We start from the raw sequence: 22,772 nt of genomic DNA, 5'->3' as shown, positions 1-22,772 counted from the left end.
GCGCGATGACCGCCGTCGTCGTCACCATCGACACCGGCAGCAGCCGCCGCGCGGGCTGGACCGCCGCCGCGCTGGTGGCGGTGGCCGCCACGCTGCCCTTCTGGGGCGAGCCCAGCTGGATGCGCGAGTTCGTCGAGATCGCCTGCTACTTCATCTTCGCGATGATGTGGAACCTGCTGGCCGGCTACGGCGGCATGGTCAGCATCGGGCAGCAGGCCTTCTTCGGCTTCGGCGGCTACGTGATGCTGATGCTGGGCAACTTCGCGGGCGTGAATCCGTTCGTGGCGATTCCGCTCGGGGCACTGGCCGCCGCGCTGATCGCGGTGCCGGTGTCCTTCGTGGCGTTCCGGCTGTCGGGCGGCTACTTCGCCATCGGCACCTGGGTGATCGCCGAGGTGTTCCGGCTCAGCTTCGCCAACGTGTCGGCGGTGGGCGGCGGCTCGGGCACCACGCTCACGGCGCTGCGCGGCATCGAGCGCGCCACGCGCGAGAGCGTCACCTACTGGATGGCGCTGGGCTGCGTGGTGGCGGCGGTGTCGCTGGTCTACCTGTTCCTGCGCAGCCGCTTCGGGCTGGCGCTGCTGGCGATCCGCGACAACGAGATGGCCGCCGAATCGCAGGGCATCCCGGTGGCGCGCATGAAGCTCGCGGTGTACGTGGTGGCGGCCTTCGGCGCCGGGCTGGCGGGCGCGCTGTACTTCGTGGGAAACCTGCGCATCAGCCCCGACGCGGCCTTCGCGCCGAACTGGACCGCCTTCGCGATCTTCATGGTCGTGATCGGCGGCATCGGCCGCATCGAGGGGCCGCTGGTGGGCGCGCTGGTGTTCTGGGCGCTGAACAAGTTCCTGAGCGACTACGGCACCTGGTACCTGCTCGGCCTCGGGCTGCTGGCCATCGTGGCCACGATCTTCTTCAAGCAGGGGCTGTGGGGCTGGGCGCAGCAGCGCTGGGCCTGGTCCCTGTTCCCGACGCAGCGGTGCCTGGCGGCGCCGCACGCGCCTTCTTCCCCCCTGGAGCCTGACGCCCATGCGCAACATCGATGAACACACCATCACCGCCGCCGTGCTCGAGCGCATGGCCGGCTGCGAGGACGCGCGCCTGAAGGAAGTGCTGTCGGCGCTGGTGCGCCACCTGCACGACTTCGCGCGCGAGGTGCGGCTCACCGAGGCCGAGTGGGCCGCGGGCATCGACTTCCTCACCGCCACGGGCCAGAAGTGCGACGCGCAGCGCCAGGAGTTCATCCTGCTGTCGGACACCCTGGGCCTGTCGATGCTCACGGTGGCGATGAACCACGCCAAGAGCCCGCAGGCCACCGAGGCCACCGTGTTCGGCCCCTTCCACGTGGCCGGCGCACCGCCGCTGCCGCTGGGCAGCGACATCGCGGCTGGCGCGGTGGGCGAGCCGCTGTTCGTGCAGGCTACGGTGCGCGGGCGCGACGGTGAGCCCGTCGCCGATGCGGTGGTCGACGTGTGGGAGGCCGACGCCGAAGGCTTCTACGACGTGCAGCGGCCCGGCAACCCCATGCAGGGGCGGGCGGTGCTGCGCACGGACGCGCAAGGGCGGCTGTGGTTTCGCGGCGTGGCGCCGGTGGCCTATCCGATTCCCACCGACGGGCCCGTGGGCGCGATGCTGCGCGCGACCCGGCGCCATCCGTGGCGGCCCGCGCACGTGCACTTCATGGTGCAGGCGCCGGGCTACGAGACGCTGATCACGCACGTCTTCCGCGAAGGCGACCCGTACCTCGACAGCGACGCGGTGTTCGGCGTGCGCAGCTCGCTCATCGGCGACTTCGCGGCACATGCGCCGGGCCGCGCGCCCGACGGCAGCGTGCAGGACGGGCCGTTCCACACGCTGGACTTCGCGTTCGTGCTCGAGCCGGCAGGGGGCTGAGGGCCCGCGAACCGTTTGGGCGTTTCGGCGCCTCTATGGCAGGTGTCCATCCCCAAGGAGCCCTGCACCATGTGTCCTGTTTCCATCACCTGGCATCTGCTTCGCGGCGCGGGAGCGCTTGTGCTCATCGCGCTGGCCGTGCTGCTGTCGTCCGCGCATCCCTGGATCGCGCCACCGGCCCTTGTCGGCGCCTTGCTGCTGCTGCGCGGCTGCCCGATGTGCTGGCTCGTCGGGCTGCTCGAAAGGCTGTCCGTGCGCAAGGCCGCACATGCGTCCGAGGCCACTTCCGAGAGGGCTTGAGCGCGTTGGGCCTTCGTGAAATGGAAGGCTGATCCGGGATTCCATCGCTGCGTGTCGAGGGGGGGAGGCCCCATTACTGTGAGTTTGTTTGCATTGCATGACAAAAGAACAGGGCCACCTGTTTCCGTTGGTCAATACCGGCACTTTTCCCTATCGACTGTTGATAAACGTTAATACATTCCACTCCATTGTGAGAGGCGAGTGGGGAGCGATGAAAAGGGAGCCGATGGTGGACAGGGTGGAACAGAAAAACGGTCGTGTGGTGGTGCTGACGGATTCCGGCGAAGAGATCGACTGGCTGCGCAGCCGGTTGAAGGACGCCGGCTTCAGCCCGTTTTGTGTCGTCAACGAGGAAGACCTGCTGGAGGCTGCCTCGATGCCGGGCGTCGGGCTGTTCCTGCTGATGGGCGAGGTGCTGGAGCGCGCGTTGCCGGAGGTGCTGTTCGGCATCAGCGCGAGCCGCGCGGCCTCGGCGCCGGTGATTGCCCTGGCCCGGTCGCGCGCCGTGCTGGAAACGCCGCGCGTCTCGGTGTTCGATGTCGACGATTTCATGGTGAGTCCGTGGAACGCGCAGGACGTCGTGGCACGGGTGTCGGCGCTGTGCGGCAAGAAGTCGACGCGCAGAAACACGAAGCCGCACGGCCTCTACGGCTTTCAGCTCGTGCGCAGCCGCCTGGCCGTCGAGTACGCGAGCAAAGAAGCGATCCTGACGCCGAGCGAGTTCGAAATCGCGCGGGTGCTGGTGCGCTATCTCGACACGCCCGTGTCGAGGCAGCAATTGCCCCAGGGGCCCCGCCGGAATGAAGAGCACGGGGCCAGCCGCTCGCTGGACGCGCTGGTGTCCCGGGTGCGCAGGAAGCTGGAGTCGATCGTGGGCGATGAATTCCGGGTGCGCTCGCTCTACGGGGTGGGCTACACGCTGGAGCGCGCACACAACCGACGCGCAGGGTGAGGGGGCGCGGGCGACGCCCCGCGGCATTCCACAGGGCGGCGCAAGGCCGCCAAAAAACGATGCCTGCCGATCCGCTTTCGAATTGAAACCGGGCATCGACAGATCAACGAACGAATTTCGGTGAAGTGAGCCGGGTCGGAATGGCTTGAATTGAATTCAAGCCAATGGCGCAGCTGCGCCCGTTGAAATATGGAATTGGCTTTTAAAAACTCCATTTGGCCTTGGATGCACCTCGCCTGGATGCCATCGATGCGCGAGCGTCGGGATGCGCGCACATCTCGATGTGCAGTGGCTATTTACAAATTCAGTGAATTTGTAAATTAAGTTTCGAAGCAGCACGGCCAGGCGCTGAAGCAGCCCGTCGACGCACCAGTTCCGCCGAAAGCGTTCTGCAAGAGCGCCTTCGACCGGCTGCTGCAGGTGTGAAATTATTCAAACGCATCAACCACTTGGAGGAGATGCGCCTGTGAAATTGATCACAGATGAATTGCAGCTTTGTTCACGATCCATGCACTCGTCCAAATTGAGCCAATGTTCACACTTGTTAACTTTGGTGGGACTGTCGTGAAATTTTCCCGAAACCCCTCGCGCTTGCAAGAGGTGGATCACCGAGGTTCGATTGATTTTGTAAACATCTAGAAAATAATATGAACGTGGTAAATGGCTCATGGAAGCGGCTGAAAAAGTGCTCGCATGCATGAGGTTTGGAACGGGCATCGGAAGCGGCTGAAGTGCCGCCTGCGATGCGATGTGTCAGTGGTGTGCTGCAAGTGGCTGGGAAATGGCTTCGACGCCAATTCGCAAGGCCACAGGTCAAGTCAGTTGATCTTCGTGTTGCCTCGGTCTGGCTTTGAAGTTGTTTTTAGGAGTTGTCTATGTCTATCGGAAGTTCATCTCAATTGAATTCGTTCATGTCGCCGGTCGTCCGGCTGACCGTTCGCCTCGGCCTGGGGCTCGGCGTGGCCATGACCCTGGGGCTGGGCGGCCTGGCCGCCGCGCAGGGCACGAAGGCCGCGCCCGCGCCCACCGAGGCGGCGCAGAAGAAGACCGTGGCGGTCGTGCTGACGCAGGCCAAGGTGGTCAAGGACGCGCAGGGCAAGGAGCAGCTGGTGTCGGCCGATTCGGTCAAGCCGGGCGACGTGCTCGAGTACACGGCCACCTATACCAACCACACGGGCAAGAACGTCACGGGTCTCGTGGCCAACCTGCCGATCCCCGAAGGCCTGGAGTACCTGCCCAAGACCGCCAAGCCGGGTGCGACGCTGGTCAAGGTCGCGACCAAGGACGGCGCTTTCGCTGCCGAGCCGCTGGCGCGCACCGTCAACGGCAAGTCGGAGCCGGTTCCGTACAACGAATACCGCTCGCTGCGCTGGACGCTGGGCCAGCTGCCCGCCAACGGCTCGGCTGCGGTGACCGCGCGCGCCAAGGTCGAGGCGGTCGTGCCGCCCGCGCCGGTGGCTGCTGCGGGCGAAGCGCAGAAGGTGGCGCGCGTCGCACCCTGAGTTCGCGGCGCTGACGACGGTCGCGGGCGGCGCTGAGCCGCGCTGACGGCCGCTTCTCTCTTTCTTTCCAAAACCCCGTTGGTTTTTCCATTGCCGGTTTCCGTTCGCGGAAATCCCCGGCCGGGGTGAGTTCGTCCTTTTTTTGACCTTTTTTGACCCCAACCCCGAGGAGAAACCCAAGTGACCCCTACCTTGTCTGCCCGTCGCACCGGCCCAGCGCCGCGCGCGCTCTGGGCGGGCGCAGCAGCTTTGACGCTGAGCTTCCTGTTTGGAAGTTCCGGCGCCCTGGCTGCGGCTCCACCCGCCAACACCATCATCGGTAACCAGGCTTCGGCCACTTACCTGGACCCGAACGGCGCCAGCCAACTGGCCACCTCCAACCTCGTGCAGACGACGGTGCAGCAGGTCGGCTCGTTCAACCTGGACACCTACACCTCCGTGACGACCAATGTGGTCAACACGAAGACCGGCGCTGCAGGCACGACCGTGTACGCACCGCACGTGCTGACCAACACCGGCAACGGCTCCGACACCTTCACGTTCACCGTGACCGCACCGGCCAGCCCGAACGGCTTCACCAAGGTCGAAGTGTTCGCCGACGCGAATGCCGACGGCGTGCCCGACAGCACGACCGCGCTGTGCTCGGTCGTTCCGGGTGCTGTCTGTAGTGTTCCGGCCCAGACCGTGGCAGGCAACAACGGCACGTTCCCGTTCGTCGTCGCGTACTCGATCCCGAGCACCGCTTCGTCGGGCACGTTCACCTCGCCGGTGGCCGCGACCATCACGGCCACGGCGGGCACGCCGGCGCTGTACGCGGCTGGCAACACGCAGGCAGCCGACGTGGACAACGTGAACCTCACGGATCAGGCAGCCTTCAACGCCACCAAGAGCCTGAGCGTTCCGTCGGTCGCCTGGTCGACCAATGGCGGCACCTGGCCCGCGGCATCGGTGAGCGGTCCGCGCTCGGTCGCAGGTTGCGCGGCCACCACCACGGCAGCTGGTGCGCCCGCAGCAGGCTGCGTCTACACCACCTACACGTTGAAGTTCAACAACACGGGTGGTGCGGCTGGCCGGTTCGTCATGACCGACACGTTGCCCGCGGGCTTCACATACGTGCCGGGCTCGGCCGTCTGGAGCAATGCACCGGGCACGGCGCTCACGGACGCACCGCAGGGTGACGTGGCTGGGGACGCCATCGACTTCGCCGCGACCGGCAACACGCTGGCCTTCGTGGTGGCCTCGCTGCCGCCGAACGTCACGCAGACGGTGAGCTTCGTCGTGATGGTCAACAACACGGCGGTCATTGGCACGTCGACCACGACCAACACGGCCAAGTACAACCCCGTGACTGTGCCGACGACGATCAAGTCGGACAACCCGGGCACGACGAACTCGTCGACCAACCCCGCGAGCTACAACGTCATCGGCACCTTCGACATCGTGCTCGGTTCAGCGACGGGTACCGTTGCCGGCTCGCGCGATACGACGGCGGGCCAGCCGAACGCCGTGGCGACCGACCCTGCGGGTGTGGACCACACGGTGCAGCCCACTGCGGTAGGCGGCGCCATGGTGAAGTTCGCGCAGACGGTCTTCAACACGGGCAATGCGACCGATACGGTGAACCTCGTGAAGGGCACCGACAACTTCCCGAGCGGCACGACCTTCAAGTTCTTCGCTGAGGACGGCTTCACGCCGTTGATCGACAGCAACAGCGATGGCATTCCGGACACGGGGCCGATTGGCGCAAATGGCACCTTCAAGTTCGTCACCGTGGCGACGTTGCCAGCAATGGCGACCGTTCCTGTGGGTTCGCCGTACTCCGTGGTCGTGATCGGTACCTCGACTGGCGATAGCACGAAGAGCGACCGTACGCGCGATACGTTGACCAACATCGTGACCGTACTCGTTGACCTGACCAACAGCACGGGCGGTAGCAGTGACCCTGTCACGGGCGACTTGGGCACCGGTCCCAGCTCGAAGCCGACGACGACGACGGATACCCCGGCCGGCACTGCGGCGGTCTTCCCCCTGTACGTCAGTAACAACGATTCGGTGGCCAACACCTACAGCCTGGCCGCGAGCCAAGCCAACAACTTCCCGGGCAGCCTGCCGGCAGGCTGGACGGTGAAGTTCGTGCTTGGAAGTGTTACGCCGGCCAATTGCGCGGCTGCGACTGGGGTCACCCAGGTGCCCGTGAACAGCGGTAGCCAAGCGCTGGTGAGCGCCTGCGTGACGCCGCCTGCTTCGCAAGCGGTGATCGTCGCCCCGGGTCAGGCGATCTACTTCCAGGTGCGTTCGACCGCTCCGACCTCGACCAAAGCCGTGGCCATCGATACGAAACTGGACGCTGTGACGGTGAGCAAGGCCAACACCTTTGGAGCGACTCTCACGCCAAATAACAGCGGCCAGGTCGCTCCGGGCGGTTCGGTGGTGTACGCCCACACGCTGACGAATACCGGCGCGCAAAGCTGTGCAGGGCCCTACACCGTGACGGCCGCAACGACCCAGGCAGGCTGGACCACGGCGCTGTACATCGACGTGAACGGCGACGGCCAGATCGACGGCGGCGACACGCTGGTGACCGGCACGATCCCGGGCCCGCTGGCGGCCAACGGCACGCAGAAGCTGCTCGTCAAGGTGTTCGCACCGGGCGGCGCTTCGGCAGGTACCGTGGACACGGCCACCGTCACGGTGACCTTCCCCGCAGGCGCCACCTCGTGCGGCACGCCCTCGGCCACCGACGTGACCACGGTCATCACCGGCCAGATGCGCCTCGTGAAGACGCAGGCACTGGACGTGAACTGCGATGGCGCCGAGGTCCCGTCCTCGTCGGCTCCGCTGGTCGCCAAGCCCGGTGAGTGCATCGTGTACCGCGTCGTTGCGACCAACGAAGGCGTGGCACCGGTCACCAACATGTCGATCAACGACGCGGTGCCGGCCTACACCTCCTTCACCGGTGCGACGCAGCCTCCGGCCGCCAACCAGTGCACGTCCACCGGCGTGACCGGCACGGCCCTGGCCTACAGCAGCACCGCCACCACCGTGGCTTGCGGCAGCGCAAGCAACACCGTCGCACCTGGCGGCACCGCCACGCTGCTGTTCTCCGTGAAGGTCAACAACTGAGCTTCACCTGAGTGAAGCGGAGCCGACGAGCGCAAGCCCGTCGGCTCCCTCGCACAAGGCATGCGAAAGCCTGTGCGTTTTTCCTTTGCGCCTTCTCTCTCTTCCTCTGTCGAGGCGAGGGCGCAAACGAAAAAGTTCTTTCGTTTCTTCTGATCCCCACGCGGTGATCGATCAAGGGTTCGCGGCATGCTGTTCACTTTCAATCCCAGGAGCACACACCGGCCATCGTGGCGCGGATGGGCTGCCGCGCTCGCCGCTGGCGCGGCGCTGCTGCTGGGTGGTGCCGTGCAGGAAGCGAACGCCGCGCCGGCACCCGCCGGCATCGTGATCCGCAGCATCGCCACGGGCACCTACGTGCCCAACGGCCTGGCGCAGACCGAGACCATCTCGTCCAACGAAGTGATCGCCACGGTGCTGCCCGTGGAGGCGCTGGTGCTCACGCAGGACCAGTCGCTGTCGCGCCCGCCCGCGAGCATCGTCACGCTGAGCCACCTGCTCACCAACACCGGCAACGTCGCTTCGACCTACACGCTGGCGCTGGCCAACAATGCGGGCGGCTGCGCGGCCGACACGCTCGACCTGTCGGCGCTTCGCGTGGTGCGCGACAGCAACAACAACGGCGTGGTCGATGCGGCCGATCCAGTGGTGCAACTCAACGCGGCGGGTGCCATTGCTTTGAAGCCCGGCGAGACCGCCGCGCTGCTGGTGCAGGGCACCATCCCCACCGCCGCGACCGGCGTGGCCTGCGTCGGTTTGACGGCCACCACCGCGCTGCAAGGCCTCACCGCGATCAACCGCGACACCGTCACCGTCGGCAACGCCGCCGCGCTGCAGCTGGTCAAGTCGGCCAGCTACCCCGGCAACGTCATCCCCGGCCAGACGCGCATCGACTTCTCGGTCTCGGGCACCAACATCGGCGCACAGGACGCGCAGCCGAGCAACGTCATCGCCCCGACCAACACGCCTTTGCTCGTGAACGGCGCGCCCTCTGCGCTCGTGCTGGTGCGCGACCCCGTGCCCGCCGGCACCCAGTACGTGCCCGGCACCTTGCGCACCACCGCCGCCAACGCCGTCAAGCTGTACCGCCTGGCCAACGATCCGGCGTACAGCTACCGCACCGCAGAAGACGCCTCGGCCGTCGAAGTGGCCATTGGCATCTCCACGCCCGTGGCGCGCAACGTGTCCATCGCGATGCAGTTCGCCGTCAAGGTCAACGCCGACCAGGTGGGCGAGATCCGCAACACCGCGCACAGCACCTACAACGACGGCACCGGCCCGGCCACCGTGCCTTCGAACACCATCGTCATCAGCTCCACCCAGGCCCGCATCGGCGTGGCCAAGGCCGCGTCCACCCCGCGCGTGAACCGCGGCACCGACGGCAAGACCGACGGCACCGCCACCGTGCGCTTCAGCGTCAACGTGCGCAACTACGGCACGTCATGGCTGTACGGCGTGCAGGCCGCCGACGTGATGGAAGGCGCGGGCGCCACGCAGTTCGGCAGCTACACGGCAGCCGCCGTGCCCGGCGCGAATCAATACACCATCGTGCCCGGCTCGATCGTGATCGCGCCCGCACCCAGCGGCGGTACGGTTGCAGCCGCGAATCCCGCCTTCAAGGGCACCGCTGCCGCCTCGAGCCTGCTGGCCGACGGCGCCGTGCTGCCCGTGGGCGCGCAACTGACGGTGCAGTTCGATGCCCGCATCAACTTCACCGGCCGCACCGGCACCTTGCTGAACACCGTCAAGGCCTCGGGTGCATTGAACGCCGGCGGCCCCGCGGTGGCCCTGGACGACTCCGTCAACGGCGACAACCCCGACGCCGACGGCGATGGCAACCCCAACAACGACACCTCGCCCACGCCGGTGTCGACCCAGCTGCCCACGCTCACGCTGACCAAGCAGGCCTCCATCGCACGGCGCGTGTCGCCCGGCGTCTACGAGCTGGACTACACCTTCAAGGTCACCAACACCGGCGCCGTCGCCGCACCCAACGTGCGCGTGATCGACAACCTGAACTGCACCTTCGACATGGACAAGTCGAGCGGTCAGGTCGCGTCGTGGGAACTGCTGGGCCCGCCCAAGGCCGCCAACGGCAACCTCAACGCCGCCACCGGCTTCACCGGCCGCGCCACCTGCAACCGCACCACGCAGGACAGCGCCGACCCGTTTCAGCTGCCCACCGAAGTGGCGCTGAGCCTGACCGACGGCGCCCGTGCGTTGGCACCCGGCCAGAGCGAGCAGATCCGCCTGAGCGTGCGCATTACCGAGAAGCCTGCCGCCATCGGCGGGCGCGTGTCGCTCACCAACAAGGCCTGGGCCGCCGCCTTCGAGCAGAACACCGTCAACGTCACGCCCACCATGCTGCTGGCCGCCACCGCCACCTCGGTGCAGGCACTGCTGGTCGATCCGCAGGGCACGGTCTACAACGCATTGACGCGCCAACCCGTGGCCGGCGCGCTGGTCACCTACACGCGCCAGTCGTGCAGCAGCGGCACGGCCGGCCCCATCACCGCGGCCGAGATCTACGGCGCCGATTCGGGCACCTACACGCTCAACCCCAACGGCAGCATCTCGATGACCACGGGCGCGGATGGCGCCTACCAGTTCTACCTGCAGACGCCGCCCGTGACGGGCCTGTGCACGTACGCACTCTCGGTCACGCCGCCCGCAGGCAGCGGCTACGTGTACCCCTCGCAGCTGATCCCCGTGACCGGTGGCTCGTTCACGAGTTGCGGCGCCGTCGTGCCCAGCGCCGTGCCCCCGAAGGACGCCGACCCGACCAGCTACTACTTCCAGGTGCAGGCTGGCGCGAAGCCCGACGGCACGCCGTGCGACGCCGTGCACAACCACATCCCGCTCGACCCGGGCAACATCCTGGGCCTGGTGCTGCGCAAGGACGGCAGCAAGCGCCAGGTCGAGTTCGGCGACTTCATCGACTACGCGCTCACCGTCACCAACAAGACCGGCTTCCCCGTCACCGGCCTGACCTTCAACGACACGCTGCCCCCGGGCTTCGCGTATGTGGCCAACAGCGTGCGCCTGAACGGCCAGGTCGTGCCCAACCCCGCCGGCGGCGCCGGCCCGGGCCTGATCTTCAACTACCCCACGCTGGTGGTGGCCCCCGACCAGTCGGCCATGGTGCGCTACCGCGTGCGCATCGGCGTGGGCGCGCCCACCAACGGCGACGCCATCAACCGCGCACGCGCCACCTCGGGCCCCATCCAGTCGAACCTGGCCAACTGGACCGTGCGCGTGACGGGCGGCGTGTTCTCCGACGACGCCTTCGCCTTCGGCAAGGTCTATCTGGACTGCAAGCGCGACGGCAAGCAAGAGGGCGCCGACGAGATCGGCGTGCCCGGCGTGCGCCTGTACATGGAAGACGGCACCCACGTCGTCACCGACATCGAAGGCAAGTGGAGCCTGTACGGCCTGAAGCCCGTCACGCACGTGCTGCGCCTGGACCAGACCACGCTGCCGCTGGGCGCCAAGCTCGAAGTGCTCGACAACCGCAACTCGGGCACCCCCGAGAGCCGCTTCGTCGATCTGAAGAAGGGCGAGTTCCACAAGGCCAACTTCATCATCACGAACTGCGACGAGAAGAGCGTCATCGCCGACGTGGCCGCGCGCCGCGCCGCCATCGCCGCGCGCCCCGACACCGAGGCCGAAGCGCAGGTGCGCCTGCGCCTGGACCCCGAAGGCAAGGTCGTGCCCGTGGGCGACGTGCGCGGCCTGCCCGCCACCGGCCAGGCGCTGGCCAGCGGCAGCACCGGCGCCGTGCAACCCACCTCGGCGCCGCTGATCGCGCTGCCCGTGGCGCCGGCCAACGCCAGCAGCTTCGTCAGCGGCGGTGGCGGCAGCATGGGCGGCACGCTGGGCGTGCAGCCCGCGATCCCCACCGGCAGCCTGTTCTCGCCGCTGAACGGCGTGCCCACCTCGGGCCTGCCGTCGTCGACCACCAGCGGCTCGGCCACCGGCGTCGGCGCGCAAGCCATGCGCCCCATCGGCACCGGCGGCGCGATGCTCGAGCCGCGCGCCAACCCGCTGCTGCCCCAGGCAGTTCCGAGTCCCATCGAACTCGAGACCCTGCTGCCCCAGCTGGAGAACAACACGCTGGGCTTCATCGGCCTGAAGGACCGCGACACCGTCGCCGGCCAGTCGATCAACGTGCGCGTCAAGGGCACCGCCGGCACCTCGTTGCGCCTGAGCGTGAACGGCACCGCGCTGGAAGAACGCCGCGTCGGCAAGAAGACCCAGCTGGCGTCCAAGAACATTGCCGCCTGGGAATACATCGGCGTGGCCCTGCGCCCCGGCACCAACACCCTCAAGCTCGAAGCCGTCGACGGCTTCGGCAACGTGCGCGGCAGCGCCGACGAGATCACCGTGGTCGCCCCCGACAAGCTCGGCGCCATCGAGGTCGACCTGCCCGAGGTGGCGCGCGCCGACCTGCGCACGCCCGTGGTCGTCAAGGTGCGCCTGATCGACGCGGCCGGCGTGCCCGTCACCGCCCGCACGCAACTCACGCTGGAGACCGACCGCGGCCGCTGGCTGGCCGAAGACCTGAACCCGACCGAACCCGGCACCCAGGTCTTCATGGACGGCGGCGCCGCCGAGTTCCAGCTGATGCCCCCGGGCGAGCCCGGCGATGCGCGCCTGCGCGTGAGCGCCGGCACCTTCGTCAAGGAAGTGCGCCTGGCGCTGCTGCCCGAGATGCGCCCCATGATCGGCGTGGGCATCGTCGAAGGCGTGCTCGACTTCACCAAGCGCGGCAAGCTGCCGATCGGCGCCATGCCCGCCGGCGCCGCCTTCGAAGCGGAACTCTCGGGCCTGAAGGACGAAGGCACCAACAGCCGCGCCAGCGGTCGCGCCGCCTTCTTCTTCAAGGGCACCGTCAAGGGCGAGTACCTGCTCACGGCCGCCTACGACTCCGACAAGACGCGCAAGGACCGCCTGTTCCGCGACATCCGCCCCGACGAGTTCTATCCGATCTACGGCGACTCCGCGGTCAAGGGCTTCGACGCCCAAAGCACGCAAAAACTCTACGTGCGCATCGACAAGAACCGCTCCTACCTGCTGTACGGCGACTTCACCACCGCCAGCAGCACCGAGGTGCGCAACCTGAGCCAGAGCAACCGTTCGCTCACGGGCCTGAAGCACGTGTACGAGGACGAGAACGTGCGCGCCACCAGCTATGTCTCGCGCACCGCGCAGACGCAACAGGTGGAAGAGTTCCGCGCGCTGGGCACCTCGGGCCCGTACTACCTGAGCGCCAGCAACGGCGAGTTCGTGGACAACAGCGAACAGATCGAGATCGTGGTGCGCGACCGCAACCAGCCCAACATCGTGCTGCAGCGCACGGCCGTGGCGCGCTTCGTGGACTACACGGTGGAGCCGCTCACGCGCCGCATCCTGTTCACGCACGCCATCGCTTCGATCGACGCGAACCTGAACCCGCAGTCGATCCGCGTGACCTACGAAGTGGACAGCGGCGGTCCCAAGTTCACCGTGGCCGGCACCGACGTGCAGGTCAAGGTCAGCGAGAACCTGCAGCTGGGCGTGGTGGCTTCCACCGACCAGAACCCGCAGAACAAGCGCAACCTGCAGGCGCTCACGGGCGTGGCGCGCATCGGCCAGAACACCAGCGTGGCGGGCGAGCTGGTCAAGACCGACTCCGACGACAAGGGCAACGGCCACGGCGCGCGCGTGGAAGCGCGCTACCAGGACGAGAAGCTGGCCGTGGTGGCCCTGGCGGCCAAGACCAGCAAGGGCTTCGACAACCCCGGCGCGAGCTTCTCGGCCGGCCACACCGAAGCCTCGGCGCGCGCCGAGTACCGCGTCGACCCGACCCTGGCCGTGCGCGGCGAGGTGCTCTACAGCAAGGACGCGGCCCAGGTCGACGAGCGCAAGGGCGCCACCGTGAGCGTGCAGAAGAAGCTCAGCGACAAGACCGTCGCCGAGGTGGGCCTGCGCCACGGCCAGAGCAACAACGCGCTGGGCTCCAGCTCGGGCTTCGACTACGGCCAGATCTCCACCTACAACGGCCAGATGGGCAGCAGCATCGGCGCCAACAGCGTGACCACGCTGGGCGCAGCCGCCGCAGCAGCCGGCGTGGACACCCAGAGCCAGACCACCGTGCGCGGGCGCCTGTCGACCGAGGTGCCCGGCGTGGCCGGCGCGCAGGTGTTCGTGGAAGGCGAGCAGGACCTCAAGGACGGCAAGCGCCACGTGCTGGCCGTCGGCGGCAACTACGCCATCACCGACAAGACGCGCGTGTACGGCCGTTACGAGCTGATCTCCACGCTCAACGGCCCCTACGAGCTGGACAGCACGCAGCGCAACAACACCGGCATCGTCGGCATCGAGAGCAACTACATGGAAGGCGGTCGCGTGTACAACGAGTACCGCATCGCCGACGGCGCCGAAGGGCGCGGCGTGCAGGCGGCCATCGGGGTGCGCAACACCTTCAAGGTCAACGAGCAGATCCGCGTGACCGGGGGCATCGAGCACACGCGCGACATGAGCGGCTACAGCAACAGCAAGAACACCGGCACGGGTTATGCCGGCGGGCTGGGCGAATCGACCGCGATCACCAGCGGCATCGAATACATCACCGACCGGATCAAGGCCTCGGGCGTGTATGAAGCGCGCCGCGGCGACGACGCCAACACGCGCCTGTTCAGCGCCGGCTTCGGCTTCAAGCTCGATCCGTCCTGGAGCCTGCTGGCGCGCAGCATCGTGAGCGACAGCGAAGGCCAGGGCGCCAACGCGGGCAACGAGCGCCACCTGCAGCGCCACCAGATCGGCATCGCCTACCGGCCGGTGGACGACGACACCTGGAACGCGCTGGCACGCTACGAGCGCCGTTCCGAGCGCGTGGTGGGCGCGGGCAATGCGGCCGGCGCGCTGCAGGGCAGCAGCGTCTTCGGCGCCGACAACGGCGCCAGCCTGCCGGGCAAGACCAGCGCGGACATCGTCTCGGCGCACGTCAACTACAACCCCGAGCCGGGCAAGGCGGTGATGGCGCGCTACGCCTTCAAGCTCAGCCGCGCCGACGACGGCACGCTGGCCAGCAAGTACTGGGCGCACCTGGTGCAGGCGCGCTACACGCAGGACATCAACCAGGACTGGGACTTCGGCGTGCAGGCCGGCCTGCTGTACGGCAAGGGCGGCGCGCTGCAGAAGACCTTCGGCGTCGAGGTGGGCTACCAGGTGCAGAAGAACATGTGGGTGTCGGCGGGCTACAACTTCGTGGGCCTGAGCGACCGCGACCTGACGGCCAACGAGTACACGAGCAAGGGCGCTTATGTGCGGCTGCGCTTCAAGTTCGATGAGACGCACCTGGGGTTTGCTTCGGCGGGCGCCGATGCGAATGTGGCCAGGGCACAGAAAGCGGAGAAGGCCGAGAAGCTGGCTGCGGATGCGCCGGAAGTGGCGCCGCTGCCGATGCGCACGGTGCTGCAGGCCGAAGCGCTGTTCGAGCCCGCCAAGTCCTTCATCAAGCCGCAGGCGCACGACACGCTGAACACGCTGGCCGCGCAGATCAAGGCGACCGACGCGCAGGTGGTGATCCACATCAGCCACTCGGACGCGCAAGGCAGCGCAGACGACCGCATGCAGCTGGTCGCGCAACGGACCAACGCCGTGCGCAGCTACCTGATCGGGCGCGGCGTCGACGTGCTGCGCCTGCGCACCGACACCAAAGAAGACACGCAGCCTGTCGCAGGCGATGACAGCAGCGCCAAGAGCCGCTGGGTCGTGATCGCCGCGGCCACGCAAGAAACCCGCTGAACGAGACCATGATGCAAAGCAGAACGAGAAACGAAGCGGGCGGGATGGCGCGGCTCGGCGGGGTGTTGAAGGGCGTGCTTGCCGCGACGGCCCTGTGGCTGTTTGCCATGCCGGGTGCGCAGGCGGCAGTCGGCACGTGCACGCCGCAGTCGGGCTACAACAGCTGCGTGACCTTCACCTATTCGGGGGGGAAGCAAAACTTCACGGTGCCTGCCGGTGTGACCTCGGTGCGTGCCACGATGTGGGGCGCCGGTGGTGGTGGCTCCATAGCGGCAGGTGGCTTTTCAAGCGGCGGTGGCGCTGGCGGCTATGCCGACGGGACCGTGACGGTCACGCCCGGCAACCTCTTGGCGGTGACTGTGGGGCAAGGGGGGCGGAGTGAGGATACGGTCGGACCCTATGGCAGAGGTGGTGTGGGTGGTGGGAAGGGGTCCAATGTCGGCGTGGGCGCTGGCGGCTCCTCGGGCGGGGGCATGAGCGCGCTGTGGGTCAACGACGGCCAGTTTTCTACATCGGACGCAAGGCTCATCGCAGGCGGCGGTGGCGGCAGCGCCTACTGGACCGACAACGGCACGCCTGTTCCCGGCGGTGGTGGCGGCACGAATGGTGGGTCTTCCAGCGGCACTGGCGGGCAGGGCGGCACGCAGTCCGCTGGCGGAGCGATCGGCACACCGACCTCCGGCAGCGTCGCGAGCACCTGCGTTGGCGGCTCGGCTGGCAGTGCCTTGCAAGGAGGCAACGGTTGCTCGGCCGTTGGCGGAATTTCCGTTCAGTACGAAGGTGGTGGCGGCGGTGGCGGTGGCTGGTACGGCGGCGGTGGCGGGATGGCGCAGTGCAGCAGCACGCCGAATCCGATCACGTCCACTTGTTCCTACAACGGACCAGGCGGTGGTGGTTCGGGCTACTTCGCTTCGGGGGCAGTCACCGGTGGCGTGCTCGCTGCGGGGCCCAACGGAAACTTCTCAGGGAGCGTTGCGGCGCCCAACCCAGGCGGCAGCCCTTACTACCAGAGCAGCATCGGCAGGGGCGGGGCGAACGCCGTTACCGTCTCCACGGGGGTTGCCGGCACGACCGGCGGCAACGGCTTCGTTGTCATCCAGTTCAACGTGGTCACGCTCCAGCTTGCCAAGGCCTGGTCGGCCGGCAGCAACACTGGCGACGTGGCCCTCATCGTGGCCACCACGGGTGGCACCGGCATCTTCGGCGCCGCCAGCAACACCGCGACCTTCAACGCGACGGCACCGACGGCCGGCGACAGCGGCACGCCCGTGGGTGTGGGCATTGGCAACGTCATCACGCTGCCCGCCGAAACGCTGACCACTGGCACGCTGGCGAACTACAACACCGTGCTGTCGTGTACCGCGAACGGCGGCGCGATGGCCAGCACGCTCAGCGGCACCAACGGACAGGTGCCGAACACGCTGACCATCGCTCTCGGCGACATCGGCAAGGCCATCGTCTGTACCTACACCAACACGCGCAAGACCGCGACCCTGCAGCTGGCCAAGTCGTGGAACCCCATCAGCGTGACGGGCAACGTGGCGAACATCGGCGCCACCACGGGCGGCGCGGCCAACACCGCGGCGTTCTCGTCGACGGCGCCGACGGCCAACACCAGCGCGACCGTGACCGTCGCGGCCGGCAACACGATCACCTTCCCCGCGGAAACCATGAACGGCGGCGTGCTGCCGAACTACACGACCGTGCTGTCGTGTACCGCCGGTGGCGGCGCGACGGCCAACACGCTGAGCGGCACCAACGGCCAGGCGACTAACACGCTGGCGATCGGACCGGGCGACGCGGGCAAGGCCATCGTCTGTACCTACACCAACACGCCGAAGACCTCCACGCTGCAGCTGGTCAAGTCGTGGGGCGCCAACAGCTTCACGGGCAACGTGGCGAGCATTCCGGCCTCCGCGGGCGGCACCAACAACACCACGGCCTTCACGGCCACGGCGCCCACGGGCGCGAACAGCGGCACCGCCGTGACCGTGGCCACGGGCAACACGATCACGCTGCCGGCCGAGACGATGTCGCCGGGCACGCTGGCGAACTACAACACGGTGCTGGCGTGTACGGCCGGCGGCGGTGCCACGGCCAACGCACTCAGTGGCACCAACGGACAGAACAGCAACACGCTGCTGGTCGGCGCGGGCGATGCGGGCAAGGCCATCGTCTGTACCTACACCAACACGCCGAAGACGGCCACGCTGCAGATCGCCAAGGCCTGGGGCGCGAACAGCATCGCCGGCAACGTGGCGAGCCTGGGCGCGAGCACGGGCGGCGCGAACAACACCGCCGCCTTCACCGCGACGGCGCCCACGGGCGCCAACAGCGGCGCGGCCGTGACCGTGGTCGCCGGCAACACCCTCACCTTCCCCGCGGAAACGATGACGACGGGGACGCTGGCGAACTACAACACGGTGCTGGCCTGTACGGCCGGCGGCGGCGCCACGGCCAACGCGCTGAGCGGCACCGACGGGCAGGTCACCAACACCCTGCTGGTCGGCCCGGCCGATGCGGGCAAGGCGATCCTCTGTACCTACACCAACACGCCGAAGACGGCCACGCTGCAGATCGCCAAGGCCTGGGGCACCGGCGCCATCAGCGGCAACGTGGCCAGCATCGGCGCGAGCACGGGCGGCGCGAGCAACACGACGGCGTTCACGGCGACCGCGCCCACGGGCGCCAACAGCGGCACCGCCGTGAACGTGGTCGCGGGCAACACCATCACGCTGCCCGCCGAGACGATGCCCACGGGTTCGCTCGCGAGCTACAACACGGCGCTGTCGTGTACCGCCAATGGCGGGCCCACGGCCAATGCGCCCAGCAGCACCAACGGGCAGAACAGCAACACGCTGCTGATCGGCGCGACCGACGCGGGCAAGGCCATCGTCTGTACCTACACCAACACCGGCAAGCCCGCGACCCTGACCCTCGCCAAGCGTTCGCTCGGCGGCGTGGCCGGCTTCGACTTCACGGGCACCAACGGCGTGGCCGCGCACACCATCACCACCACCGTGGCCGGCACGGCCGTCAACGGGCCGGTGCAGACGCTGACCGCGACGGGCACGGCCACCACCTTCACCGAAACCTACACACCGGCCGCGGGCGTGCCCGACTACGTGATCACCGACGTCAGCTGCACGGGCATGGGCAGCGGCGGCACGGTGACGCGCGGGACCGCGCAGAACACGAACCAGTTCACGCTGAATGCCGCGGCGACGGTGGCGGGCTCGAACATCGTCTGTACCGTCACCAACGCCAAGGCGCCGACGGTGCAGCTGCGCAAGAAGTGGGTCAACGCGCTGGTCAACGACGCCTTCACGCTGACCGCGTCGGGCACGGTGCACCCCAACCACAACATCGGCTACGCCTTCAACCTGCAGGCCACGGCCAACACGCCCAACGAAACCGACACCGGTGGCGTGGCGCGCGTGGCGGTGGGCGACACCGTGACCCTGGGCGAGACGCCGTTCGGCACCAACGCCGGCTCGTACACCGCCAGCGCCTGGAGTTGCACCGGCGGCGGCTCGCTCAGCGGCAACCTGCTGACCCTGGGCAACGCCGATGCGGGCCTGCCGATCGTCTGCGAGATCACCAACACCGCGAAGACGGCGACCGTCACGCTGGCCAAGACCTGGTCGGGCGCGATCGTCAACGACGCGGTGAGCGTCACCGGCACGGGCCTCACCACGCTGGCCTCGGTGGCCAACACGGCCGCCGAGACCGACACCGGCGCCGCGCAGGCCGTGCCCGTGGGCAGCGTCATCACGCTGGCCGAGAGCTTCACCACCGGCAGCGCCGCCAACTACACGAGCGCGCTGAGCTGCACCGGCACCAGCGGCCTGTCGGGCAACACGCTGACGATCGGTGCGGCCGATACGGCCATCGTCTGTACCTACGCCAACACGCGCAAGACGGCGGCGGTGACCTTGTCCAAGAGCTGGAGCGGCGCCATCGCCGGCGACAAGGTCAACCTGACGGTCAGCGGCAGCGCCGCCGAAGTGACGGGCGCGACCGCCGGCACGTCGACCGCGCCGGCCACCACCACCAACGCCACGGCCACCGCGGCCAGCGGCGCCACGGTGACGCTGGCCGAAGCCTTCACCACCGGCAACGCCGCCAACTACACCACGACGCTGGCCTGCACCAAGGTGTCGGACGGCAGCACGGTGACGGTGAGCGGCAGCGGCCTGAGCCGCACCTTCACCATGCCGTCGGACAGCGCGGTGAACTGCGCCTACACCAACACGCGCAGGACCGCGACGCTGCAACTGGCCAAGGCCTGGAGCGCCGGCAGCACCACCGGCAACGTGGCGAGCATCGGCGCGACCACGGGCGGCGCGAACAACACCGCCGCGTTCACGGCGACGGCGCCGACGGCGGGCACCAGCGGCACCGCGGTGTCGGTGGCCGCGGGCGACACGCTCACCTTCCCGGCCGAGACGATGACCACGGGCACGCTGGCCAACTACACCACCGTGCTGTCGTGTACCGCCGATGCCGGCGCCACGGCCAACACGCTGAGCGGCACCAACGGCCAGGCCAGCAACACGCTGGTGGTCGGCGCGGGCGACGCGGGCAAGGCCATCGTCTGTACCTACACCAACACGCCGAAGACGGCCACGCTGCAGATCGCCAAGGCCTGGGGTGCGAACAGCATCGCCGGCAACGTGGCGAGCATCGGCGCGAGCACGGGCGGATCGAGCAACACCACGGCCTTCACCGCGACGGCGCCCACGGGCGCCAACAGCGGCACGGCCGTGACCGTGCAGGCCGGCAACACGATCACGCTGCCGGCCGAGACGATGGCGCCGGGCACGCTGGCGAACTACAACACGGTGCTGGCGTGTACGGCCGGCGGCGGCGCCACGGCCAATGCGCTCAGCGGCACCAACGGGCAGAACAGCAACACGCTGCTGGTCGGCGCGGGCGACGCCGGCAAGGCCATCGTCTGTACCTACACCAACACGCCCAAGACCGTCACCGTGCAGCTGCGCAAGGCCTGGAGCGCGGACAGCACGAACGGCGACGTGGCCAGCATCGGCGCCACCTCGGGCGGCAGCAGCAACACGTCGGCATTCACCGCGACGGCGCCCACCGCCGGCAACAGCGGCGCGGCGGTGTCGATGGTCGTCGGCGGCACGCTCACGCTGCCGGCCGAGACGATGACCACGGGCTCGCTCGCGAACTACAGCACCGTGCTCGCCTGTACCGCCGACGGCGGCGCCACCACCAACGCGCTGAGCGGCACCAACGGGCAGGCGAGCAACACGCTGGCGATTGCCGCGGCCGACGCCGGCAAGGCCATCGTCTGTACGTATACCAACGCGAAGAAGACGGTCACCCTGCAGGTGCGCAAGGCCTGGGGCGCGAACAGCGAAGCGGGCAACGTCGCCAGCATCGGCGCGACCACGGGCGCGACCAACAACACGGCCCTGTTCACGGCGACCGCACCGACGGCCGGCAACAGCGGCACGGCGGTGGTGGCGGCCGTGGGCAACACCATCACCTTCCCCGCGGAAACGATGCCCACCGGCACGCTGGCCAACTACACGACCGTGCTGTCGTGTACCGCCGACGGCGGCGCCACGGCCAACGCCCTGAGCGGCACCAACGGCCAGGCCAGCAACACGCTGGTGATCGGCGCGGGCGACGCCGGCAAGGCCATCGTCTGCACCTACAGCAACAACCGCCTGCCGACGGTGCAGATCCGCAAGCAGGCGCTGGGCGGCACGGGCACCTTCGCGTTCAGCGGCACCAACGGCTTCGGCTCGGACAGCATCAACGTCCCGGTGTCGGGCTCGACGGTGGTGGGCACGATCAAGACGCTCACCACGGCCAACACGCAGACCGTGCTGACCGAAGTCGCGGCCTCGATGCCCGGCGGCTTCGCGTTCTCGGGCGCGACCTGCACGGGCCTGGCGGGCGGGGCGACGGCGGCCGTCGACCTGGTGGCGGGCACCGTCACGCTGCCCGCGGCCGGGCTGACGAACGGCACGGCGGTGGTCTGTACCTTCACCAACACGCTCGCGGCCATCGTGAGCGGCCGTGTGTTCCTGGACAACGGCGTGGGCGGCGGCACGGCCAACGACGGCCTCGTCAACGGCGGCGAGGGCCCGCTGTCGGGCGTGAGCGTGCGGCTGACCAACTGCGGCGCCGCCGTGTACGCGAGCGCGCTCACGGACGCCTCGGGTGCCTACAGCCTGAGCGTGCCGGCCGGCACGGCCACGGGCTCGGCGATGTGCGTGGAAGAAACCAACCCCGGCACGCGCGTGTCCACGGGCGCCTCGGTGGGCAGCGTCGCGCTGCCCTCGGGCTCGGCCGTGGCCGCGGCCGGTGGCACCTACACCTACACGCGCCCCGGCACGCCCGACCGCATCGCCTTCAGCTGGAACGGCACGGGCCACGCCAACCTGAACTTCGGCGACGTCGATAACAGCGCCTTCGCGACCGACGGCGCCAAGACCGGCCTGCCGGGCAGCACCGTGACCTACGCCCACACCTTCACGGCCGGCACGGCGGGGCAGGTGCGCTTCAGCGTGGCGAACGAGACGGCCACGCCGGCCATCACCGGCTGGACGACGAAGGTCTTCGCGGATGTGGGTTGCACCGGCAGCCTGCAGGCTGGCGCGGCGCAGCTGTACCCGCCGAGCGCGGCGGCCACGCCCGTGGCCTTCGCGGGCAAGGTCTGCGTGATCGTGCAGGAGTTCATTCCCGCCACGGCGCCGCTGGGCTCGAACAACAGGGCGACGATCCGCGCCGACTTCACCTACACCAACGCGAGTCCGTCGCTCAGCGGCAGCTTCACGCTGGACGACCTCACGACGGTGTCGGGCGTGGCGCTGGAGCTGAAGAAGGAAGTGCGCAACATCACGCAAAGCGGCACCTTCGGCGTGAACAACCAGGCCAAGTCGGGCGAGACGCTCGAGTACCGCATCACCTACACGAACAACGGCGACGCGCCGATCCGCAGCATGGTCGTGAACGACATGACGCCGGGCTACACCACCTTCGTGAGCGCGACCACGGGCACCACGCCGGCGTCGCTCACGGGCTGCGTGAAGAACACGCCGGCGAATGCACCGCCTGCGGGCGCGGTGGCCTGCACCACGGTTCAGCCCGCGGGCGGCACGGGTGCAATCGACTGGCGCTTCACCGGCACGGTCGAGCCGGGCGGCACGGGCTTCGTGCTGTTCCAGGTGAAGGTCGACTGA

Annotated in this window: 8 protein-coding genes; all 8 read left to right on the top strand. The window is 68.5% G+C overall.

The genetic code is table 11. The annotated features are described in order from the left end of the window. The first annotated feature begins 5 nt into the window (after positions 1–5). The 8 genes from AC3WQM_RS20640 to AC3WQM_RS20605 all read left to right on the top strand — a co-directional run bounded on the left by AC3WQM_RS20640 (position 6) and on the right by AC3WQM_RS20605 (position 22,772). The gene (locus AC3WQM_RS20640) at positions 6–1,043 is read left to right on the top strand and encodes a branched-chain amino acid ABC transporter permease (protein WP_492681290.1); all 1,038 of its coding nucleotides are present in this window, start codon (positions 6–8) and stop codon (positions 1,041–1,043) included. After that, a complete protein-coding gene (locus AC3WQM_RS20635) occupies positions 1,027–1,890 on the top strand; it encodes an intradiol ring-cleavage dioxygenase (protein WP_492681288.1) in 864 nt (287 codons plus the stop codon). Before AC3WQM_RS20640 ends, AC3WQM_RS20635 begins: the two co-directional genes overlap by 17 nt. 69 nt (positions 1,891–1,959) lie before the next feature. After that, complete coding sequence (locus AC3WQM_RS20630; protein WP_492681286.1) at positions 1,960–2,190, top strand: hypothetical protein; 231 nt, start codon at positions 1,960–1,962, stop codon at positions 2,188–2,190. Between the two features lie 97 nt (positions 2,191–2,287). Continuing rightward, complete coding sequence (locus AC3WQM_RS20625) at positions 2,288–3,142, top strand: response regulator transcription factor (RefSeq protein WP_492681284.1); 855 nt, start codon at positions 2,288–2,290, stop codon at positions 3,140–3,142. Positions 3,143–4,053: 911 nt separating this feature from the next. Further along, entirely contained in the window at positions 4,054–4,644 is a 591-nt protein-coding gene (locus tag AC3WQM_RS20620; protein WP_492681282.1) for a hypothetical protein, read from the top strand. A gap of 180 nt (positions 4,645–4,824) precedes the next feature. Next, complete coding sequence (locus AC3WQM_RS20615; RefSeq protein ID WP_492681280.1) at positions 4,825–7,767, top strand: hypothetical protein; 2,943 nt, start codon at positions 4,825–4,827, stop codon at positions 7,765–7,767. A 186-nt stretch (positions 7,768–7,953) separates the two neighbouring features. Beyond that, positions 7,954–15,552, top strand: a complete 7,599-nt coding sequence (locus AC3WQM_RS20610; RefSeq protein ID WP_492681278.1) for an OmpA family protein — start codon at positions 7,954–7,956, stop codon at positions 15,550–15,552. Between the two features lie 473 nt (positions 15,553–16,025). Next, a complete protein-coding gene (locus AC3WQM_RS20605; RefSeq protein ID WP_492681276.1) occupies positions 16,026–22,772 on the top strand; it encodes a prealbumin-like fold domain-containing protein in 6,747 nt (2,248 codons plus the stop codon).

The sequence above is a fragment of the Variovorax sp. FW301-JW7 genome (assembly GCF_058788795.1).
This window is presented reverse-complemented; position numbering and strand designations above follow the sequence as displayed.

Bases quoted from the DNA above. Each gene is read 5' to 3' on its own strand.
- AC3WQM_RS20635 (WP_492681288.1), top strand. From the start codon at position 1,027: ATGCGCAACATCGATGAACACACCATCACCGCCGCCGTGCTCGAGCGC.
- AC3WQM_RS20630 (WP_492681286.1), top strand. From the start codon at position 1,960: ATGTGTCCTGTTTCCATCACCTGGCATCTGCTTCGCGGCGCGGGAGCG.
- AC3WQM_RS20620 (WP_492681282.1), top strand. From the start codon at position 4,054: ATGTCGCCGGTCGTCCGGCTGACCGTTCGCCTCGGCCTGGGGCTCGGC.
- AC3WQM_RS20640 (WP_492681290.1), top strand. From the start codon at position 6: ATGACCGCCGTCGTCGTCACCATCGACACCGGCAGCAGCCGCCGCGCG.
- AC3WQM_RS20610 (WP_492681278.1), top strand. From the start codon at position 7,954: ATGCTGTTCACTTTCAATCCCAGGAGCACACACCGGCCATCGTGGCGC.
- AC3WQM_RS20605 (WP_492681276.1), top strand. From the start codon at position 16,026: ATGAGCGCGCTGTGGGTCAACGACGGCCAGTTTTCTACATCGGACGCA.
- AC3WQM_RS20625 (WP_492681284.1), top strand. From the start codon at position 2,288: ATGACAAAAGAACAGGGCCACCTGTTTCCGTTGGTCAATACCGGCACT.